The 7,094-nt window shown below is 41.7% G+C and carries 7 protein-coding genes; 2 read left to right on the top strand and 5 right to left on the bottom strand.

Going from position 1 to position 7,094, the window contains the following annotated elements; all coding sequences use genetic code 11:
• The coding region (locus MF4640_RS18130; protein ID WP_078390451.1) for a hypothetical protein at window positions 1-210 on the top strand (210 nt) is incomplete at its 5' end.
• Window positions 211-576: 366 nt separating this feature from the next.
• Here MF4640_RS18130 and MF4640_RS18125 read toward each other — a convergent pair.
• Window positions 577-1,378, bottom strand: a protein-coding gene (locus MF4640_RS18125; RefSeq protein WP_101495496.1) for an IS5 family transposase whose coding sequence is annotated in 2 segments (ribosomal slippage) — window positions 577-1,113 and window positions 1,115-1,378 — 801 coding nt in all. Because the reading frame shifts where the segments join, the coding sequence is not laid out codon by codon here.
• Between the two features lie 74 nt (window positions 1,379-1,452).
• Between MF4640_RS18125 and MF4640_RS19575 the strand changes: the two genes are divergently transcribed.
• On the top strand, window positions 1,453-1,611 hold the full coding sequence (locus tag MF4640_RS19575) for a hypothetical protein (protein WP_171263920.1): 159 nt from the start codon (window positions 1,453-1,455) through the stop codon (window positions 1,609-1,611).
• A 113-nt stretch (window positions 1,612-1,724) separates the two neighbouring features.
• Here MF4640_RS19575 and MF4640_RS18120 read toward each other — a convergent pair whose 3' ends face one another.
• The 4 genes from MF4640_RS18120 to MF4640_RS18105 are packed head-to-tail and all read right to left on the bottom strand — an operon-like array spanning window position 1,725 to window position 6,650.
• The gene (locus tag MF4640_RS18120; protein ID WP_078390450.1) at window positions 1,725-2,819 is read right to left on the bottom strand and encodes a fimbrial protein; all 1,095 of its coding nucleotides are present in this window, start codon (window positions 2,817-2,819) and stop codon (window positions 1,725-1,727) included.
• The gene (locus MF4640_RS18115) at window positions 2,816-5,365 is read right to left on the bottom strand and encodes a fimbria/pilus outer membrane usher protein (protein WP_227518689.1); all 2,550 of its coding nucleotides are present in this window, start codon (window positions 5,363-5,365) and stop codon (window positions 2,816-2,818) included. Before MF4640_RS18115 ends, MF4640_RS18120 begins: the two co-directional genes overlap by 4 nt.
• Window positions 5,366-5,392: 27 nt before the next feature.
• Window positions 5,393-6,091, bottom strand: coding sequence for a molecular chaperone (locus tag MF4640_RS18110; RefSeq protein WP_078390448.1), 699 nt, complete (start codon window positions 6,089-6,091; stop codon window positions 5,393-5,395).
• Window positions 6,092-6,113: 22 nt separating this feature from the next.
• On the bottom strand, window positions 6,114-6,650 hold the full coding sequence (locus tag MF4640_RS18105; RefSeq protein ID WP_078390447.1) for a fimbrial protein: 537 nt from the start codon (window positions 6,648-6,650) through the stop codon (window positions 6,114-6,116).
• Between the last annotated feature and the right edge of the window lie 444 nt (window positions 6,651-7,094).

Below are 7,094 nucleotides of genomic sequence, written 5' to 3'. Positions count from 1 at the left end.
TTTAAATTAAATGATGAACAACTCGCACAGCTTCTTATCCCGAAACGTTTTGTACCACCTACTCCAGCTGAATATGAAGGCAAGAACATGGTTTATGTTTTTGATAGTGAGGATAAGTTTGAACTGACTTATGCTGAACTGGTGGAGATCATTAGCAAAGCGAGAATGGCTGGACCGAAGTTGATACCTGTTTTAGGTACTGTGAATTAGATTGAGCAGTGGCCGCACACCACTTGAATCATTATTTGATTGGAAGCGGATTTGGGCTGAGCATAATTTAGCTCAAATTTAACTTAACAGGCCCACTAAAAATGGGTAACTGTCAGATCGAGTTTGGACTACAACACTTTAGCTCATCGATTTACCAAAGCGCTAATCTTCACATTATTGTCTAAAATCCAGTAATCAAACTGTGATGCTAAAGCTTTTAAATTCCCCTTATTATGAATCAAAGTCAGCATGATGATTTTCATAAAGACGGTTTACTTATGATAAGGAAATTTCTAAACAATACCCCTTTCAACATACTTAGGCTATTTCAACCAGAGTTCATCTTTTTGCATCATTTTTAAGAACCTATCCAGAATATTTTCTATGCAAAAGTAGCCTTAAAAAGGCTAAATTAATGAACTGAAGGCTCGTATTTAGGTGCTTTTCACAGTTTTTCCAGAGCCTTCTACACTTTTCTAACCAAGCAAATGATCTTTCCACAACCCAGCGTTGTGGAATGACTGCAAATTTATGCAATTCACTTCGTTTAGCTAAATCAACTCGGGATCCGATTAAATTATTAACAGCCAAAGAAAAGCGTTCACCTGTATAACCGCCATCAACAAGTACAACCTCTACATTTTGTAAGCTATCTTTATGCAAAGTTATAGTATCTAACGCACCTTGACGATCTGTTTTATCTGCTGTCGTAACCAATATTCCATGCGGGAGACCTTCAGTATCAACAATAATATGTCTTTTAATGCCTGAAACTTTTTTATCAGCTTCATACCCTTTATCACGTGCAGTATCTGTGTTTTTTACACTTTGTGAATCAATCATGATAAAGCTCGTTTGTTCTTTCCGTCCATTGCTGATACGGGCCTCGCCAACTACATTTTTTTAAAGCTTGCTCAAGTATGCTAGGTTCAGTTTCTGAAGACTTTTTATTCCAAATCGAGAAGTAATAATGCACAGTGCTTTTAGGTGGGAAGTCTCGAGGAAGCATAATCCATTGGCATCCACTTTTTAGAATATAGAGCAATGCGCAAAATACTTCATAGACATCAACGACTCTTGGACGTGTTTGTTTTCTTCCGCTCAATAGTAACGGTTTAATTTCTTTAAAGGCTTCTCGACTAATGTCGCTGGGATATGGTTTTCTCATGGGGGAAATTTAACAAATTATTTTTTCAATTGCTAAAAAAGAATCAAATTAATACTCGGTAGGCTCTAAGCTTAGTGGAACAGTGGCAATATCAAACCTTAGATGATTATGGCTATGCCTTCAGTTTTTTCTGGATGGCTGCGCCATATTTTCTGGGCATGGATACCAGCCACATGCATCCTAAATACATAGATGCAATCCGCTATATTTTGCACAGTCAATCCAAACCTTAGACTCAAACAGGCCGAATGAATTTAGGCTCAAGCTCCTGCTCATTTCCAAGATTGTAAACATCACAGGAAACTGCCTCAGCCTGATAAATACCGAGGCTACAGCGGTTCAGCCGCTATTTAAAATAGACTTCATAATTAATGACAGAGGTGAATTTTCCAGCATTTACAGGCTTTTTCAGAAACAATACGCCCGCTTCAAAGTTTTTACTCAGCTGCGTTCCTGTACTGTAGCCAAAATCAACCGTGTCATTTAAGCTCAAAGGCACGCTGTTTCCTGATTCAAACAGGCGGATTCCCACCACATCTTTCATGCCTGTTTCTATGGCAGTGACCGTTTGATCATCCACTTTATACGCCGAACTGAACACACCAACAAAAGGATATTTTGCGCAGTCTTTGCCATTGGTGGTGACATTAATGGTAAATGGCGTTTTTCTTAGAACGGTATTTAAATCCTGATAAGCATAGTACTTGCCCAAATCCACACTCTGCGTGCTCAGCACAGGGACACATTCCACATAATTGATTTGAACCCCGCTGACTTTTTCCTGAAAATTGCCGTTGCCGTTGCGCCCGCCAATACCGTCAAGCTGGAAAACATCATAGTTTTTCACCGTTGCAGGAAAATTGCTGCCTGAACCGCGCGCCTTAATATATAAAGAATAGGTTAAGGTAATGGTTTGAGGATCTGCACAACGCTTTGAACTTAACCAATTATTTTTACCAATCAAATTACAATTTTGAGAAGCTCTTGAGGTAGACCAGTAGTTATCAGATTGATAGCTGAGCGCGCGCTTGCCGGTCGCGATTGTATCGGTGGTTTTTGTAATGGGATATTCTTGGCCATTAAAACGGATGCCCATAATTAAATTAGAGTTGCCAAAATCGGTCGCTAATTTTTTCGCAGCGTCATCGACATATAAATAAGCATCTTCACTGGAGTTTGTCGTTGCATCATCATAACAGGTGAACGTCGATGAATAAGTTTGCGACTCCCACAATAATGCATTGGTTGCACTATTAAAACTGGTGACCGTAATCGTGCCGACATTTGTGGTATTGGTGGTGTTTTTTGCTGTGTCAATATTAAAATTGCTGGTCGCTTTGCCGCCGGACAGGCAGCGCATGGCCGATGCACTTTGCACAGCACTTAGACTGATGACGATTAAAAATGCATTCAAAAGTAGTGAAAGCCATTTGCGCTTCATTTAGATTCTCCTGCTTCACATATTAATGCCAGTTCATCGTAACCAATATCACGGCTGCTGAGCTGCGGTAAACTAAAATGACACTGCTGGTTTTCAGCACTGCCCCATTTCGCGGTCAAAACCTGCCCTGACTCAACATTAGTCAGGTAAGCCTGGCTATCTAATCCTACCAAGCCATAATGGTTGAGGCCTTTCACATCGCTGATTTCTGTACCGGCTGCCAACCCATGGCCTTTATAGTTCAAATTGACCAGCACGCTGTAACCTGTCTTCACATCAAATTTTACTTTCACAATCGCATATTTAGTAGGAACAATATCATTCTTCACCAATTCATCAATAAAGATATTTTGCCCTAAATCTTCCGCCTGCAGCGCCACACGGTTTTTTGCATAAGGATTGCTGCTGCTGATAATAGCATAGCCATGCTTATCCAATTTTAAACCGGTTTGATTTTCAATACGGATATCGCTGGCGCCTTTGGCTTCAATCAAAATCGGCGAATTATACATTTGCTGCCCGAAGACTGCCCCTTGAGAATGCACAAGCAGGCCGCCGCTCACCCCTGCATACAGCTGCTGGTATTGATCTGCATAAGCATATCCGACATTGGCATTGCCTTTGATTCCCCGATATGCTGCATTCACATTAAAATGATCGCCGCTTTTTTCAGAATGCCCCGCCAGCAACTGCGCCTGCAGGTTTTTATCCTTCAAAAAGCTTGCAGACAGCGCGCTTTGCAGGGTTGCGCCCGAGCTTTCAGAATAGAGCGCGCTGTTATTGACAATAACATCATGCTGCTTAAAGGATTTCGGCGTATCAATCGGCAGGCTCAAATTCAGCCCAACAGAATACTCAGAACCGCTGAAGAGGCTCCTGCTGTTTTGATAATACAGGCCATAAGACATACGCTGAATATTGTTATTATAGCCAATCTGCCAATTGTGCTGATTGTATTCCTTTTGCCAAAACTGAGTATCGGACACATTGGCATACAGCTGCCCCCATTTGCCAAGACGCTGATTCAGTGAAATTTGATACTGAGTTTTTCTATTGAAAAACACAGGCGAATAATAGGACTGTGTTTGAATATCAGCAGAATTTGCGGGGTCATTGACTGCCGATGAGTTTTGGTACTGATACTTATACGCGCCATTCTGCCACTGCGCTTTTTCTTGTACAGCATCTGCAAAGCTGAAATACTGCTCACTGTAATGAGACCCGGTCAGGTGAATATCAGTTCCCAGTGTATTGATGGATTTTGCATAGTTCACACGCACAGCTAAGCCGTCTTCTTGACGGCCGCTGAATAAGGTATTGCGGGCATAGCTCAGGTCGGCAGAAACGGCGCCCCAATTTCCCAATGACCACGCGGTGCCACCTGCAACGGAGTGATAATCCTCTGCAGCCAGCACGCCTACATACGGCGTCAGAAAATTGTTGAAGCCCAGCGTATAGGTCAGCTGGCCAAAATACGGCAGCTCCGCGCCTGAACCGCTGCGGTATTGCCCTGCAGTGATCTGATATTTATGCTGCCCAGCGCGCACCATATTCGGTATAGATGCATACGGCTGCATATAAGTACGGACGGAGCCGTCACTTTCAATAATTTTGATTTCCAAATCGCCGCTGTCGTTCACGCCAGATAAATCGGCGATTTCAAAATTGCCCGGCGCAACATTCATGCTGTACACCAAGTAATTATTTTGACGGATTTCGACCAGCGCATTACTGCGCGCTGTGCCACGGATCACAGGCGCATAGTTTTGCAAGCCGATTGGCAATTGCGCCTCATCACTGCTGAATTGCAGGCCGCGGAAATTAATGCTTTCAAAAATATCGCTGCGGGTATTGGCATCGCCCAATTCTAGGCGCGCCTTTAATGGAATAATGTCGCGTTCAAGCTTATTGATGACATTGTCCCAAGATACAGACTGCCCTGTGCTCTTTAAAAAGCTGCTCTGATTGCGGTAACGCCACGCGCCCCAATTAAAGCCGCTGTTCAGTAATAGGCTGCTGTTGCTGGTATCCGGACCTGACTGGCTTTTATAGGTATTCGTATTGGCGCTGTAATTTAAGATCAGCGCATTAATGCCCTGATCATACAGTTTTGGTGAAATATAGCCGCGCGCATTCTGCTGTAAAAAAACCTGTGGAATGGATAAATTTAACGTTTGCAGACCAGCATCAAAATTCAGTTTTGCACCGGACAATGCCGTCAGGTCATAACAGGCCGTAGATGGCTGCGCATCCGTTTGAGTGTCTAAAAGTATTTGATAGTCTTCAATAAAACTTGCATCAACACAAGGAACAACATTCTGATCTTTTTGATAGAATTTTACTTTTCTTTTTTCTATGCGCTGATTATTCAGATAAATGCTGAAATCATAATCACCCGGCAAAATGCTGTAGCCTTTGGTGACAGCATCAAAAACCACTTGGTCGGTAACATCTTTGAGAAATGCTGTATTAAACGCAGTATCTTCTGCCTGTGTATTCAATGCGGCAAGGCTCAGACTAAGCAAAGACAGTTTTAAATAATGCAAGTTTAAATCCAACTGCAGATCAAATCATTATTTCAAAATAACTTCGGGCATTTCAGTATTGCCGCCATAGTCATTGATATAGGTGAATTTAAGGCTTTTTATATTTTCCGGCACGTTGCGAATTACATCAATGCTTTGGAAGGGCGGCACCATATCCTGATTCATATGGCTGATCGGCTGGCCATTTTTGCCTAAAGTCAAATCACCGATCGTGATAAATAATGGGCTATTATTTTTCAGCTTCAATGTGCCATATTCAACAGACCACTGAAGTTTTTTCACCGATGCCGGCAAATCATCTTCAATTTGCTGCGGACGGTAGAATAATTTGAGTTTTGAACGCACTGCCAGCTGTAAAGTGTTTTCTTCTTCCGGCTTTGGCGGTATTTCCTGCACATTAATCCAAACTTGGCTTTCGCGGTCTGTCGGCAAGCCTGAACCCGAATAAACGAATCGTAAAACAGATTCTTTTTGCGGTTCAATTTTGATTAATGGCGGCGTCACAATAAAAGGCACTTTAGCTGAAGCTGTTTTATCTTCACCAGCTTCCAGCCAAGTTTGCACAATATAAGGTTTAGACGCGTTATTTTTCAGATTCAACGTCGCTGCTTTGCTGTCACTGTGATAAATCACGCGGCTTGCCATGGCCTGAATCGCAGCATTGCTTGGCGATGCAAACGCAAGAGCGGACAAAACAATAGCGAATAAAGATGGATTCAGGCGCATGACAGTTCCTCTCGGTGCTAAATTATTTCTGCTGCAATGTAATGCTTACAGTTGCATCTGCTGCACCTGCAGTCACAGCAATGCCAGTCGCTTGATAGAACGCTTGCAATGGCAAAGTTCCTGCAGCAGTTGCGCCAGTGCCAGACGCAGTTAATGCAGCGTTAGAATCAGCACCGAAGACTGTATTTAAATTCACTAAATTTGATGTACTGTTTGCGTTTGCAATTGCAATGCCGACACCTGTTGCAGCTGATGCTTTCAGCAGTTTAGGGTTCGTTGCATCTGCAGTACCTGCAAAGTTAACTTGATAGTTGCCGGCAACACAGTTGGCTACATCAATCGTAAAATTTGCTGGAGTTGATTTATCGCCAGCTGCTTTAAACATAGACGTTGGCCATTTGCCTAAAACAACTTCATTGCTGCTGCTGTTGTTGATTTTAATATCACATGCGGCATTCACAATTTCGCCAGTAAAGTTAATTTGACCCGCAGCAAATGCTGAAGTTGTGAAAGCCAATGCTGAAACTGCTGCGAATGCCAAAGAAATTTGTGTTTTCATTTACTTAACCTAAAGATAATCAATAATTTTTTTCCGCTTATTGCGGGACTTGCTAAAATACGATCACAAACACAAAGAAAATACAAAATGTGACATATCTTACATTTTTTGAATCATAGCAGAAAAAAAATATTTGAAAACTCCTTTGATACATTTTTTGTAAACAAGACAGGGAAATATCAACGAAACAGCTCAAAATCGCTTTACTAAATTTTTGATATATTAGACCTCTTGCTTTGGTCAAAATTCAATCCGTGATAAACGTTGATTTTTAAATAAATATCAAAATCTAAAATAGTCAAAAATGATATTTTCGCAAGAGATACCGTCTGAAACGTCAAGCAAATTATCGAAAATTCATGCTCAATAATCTGCTTGATAAGGCTGTTGGTGTTTGAGTACACCATAACAAAGATGAACCAACTTTCTCATTGCAGCTCCAAT

The sequence above is a fragment of the Acinetobacter sp. MF4640 genome, from assembly GCF_002018895.1.
Classification (GTDB): Bacteria; Pseudomonadota; Gammaproteobacteria; order Pseudomonadales; family Moraxellaceae; genus Acinetobacter; species Acinetobacter johnsonii.
Note: the sequence above shows the minus strand (reverse complement) of the source record. Positions and strands in the feature narration are given on the sequence as shown.

What these genes read in the sequence shown, in the direction of transcription:
- MF4640_RS18120 (WP_078390450.1), bottom strand. Translation starts at nt 2,819, where the DNA reads ATGAAGCGCAAATGGCTTTCACTACTTTTGAATGCATTTTTAATCGTC.
- MF4640_RS18105 (WP_078390447.1), bottom strand. Translation starts at nt 6,650, where the DNA reads ATGAAAACACAAATTTCTTTGGCATTCGCAGCAGTTTCAGCATTGGCT.
- MF4640_RS18110 (WP_078390448.1), bottom strand. Translation starts at nt 6,091, where the DNA reads ATGCGCCTGAATCCATCTTTATTCGCTATTGTTTTGTCCGCTCTTGCG.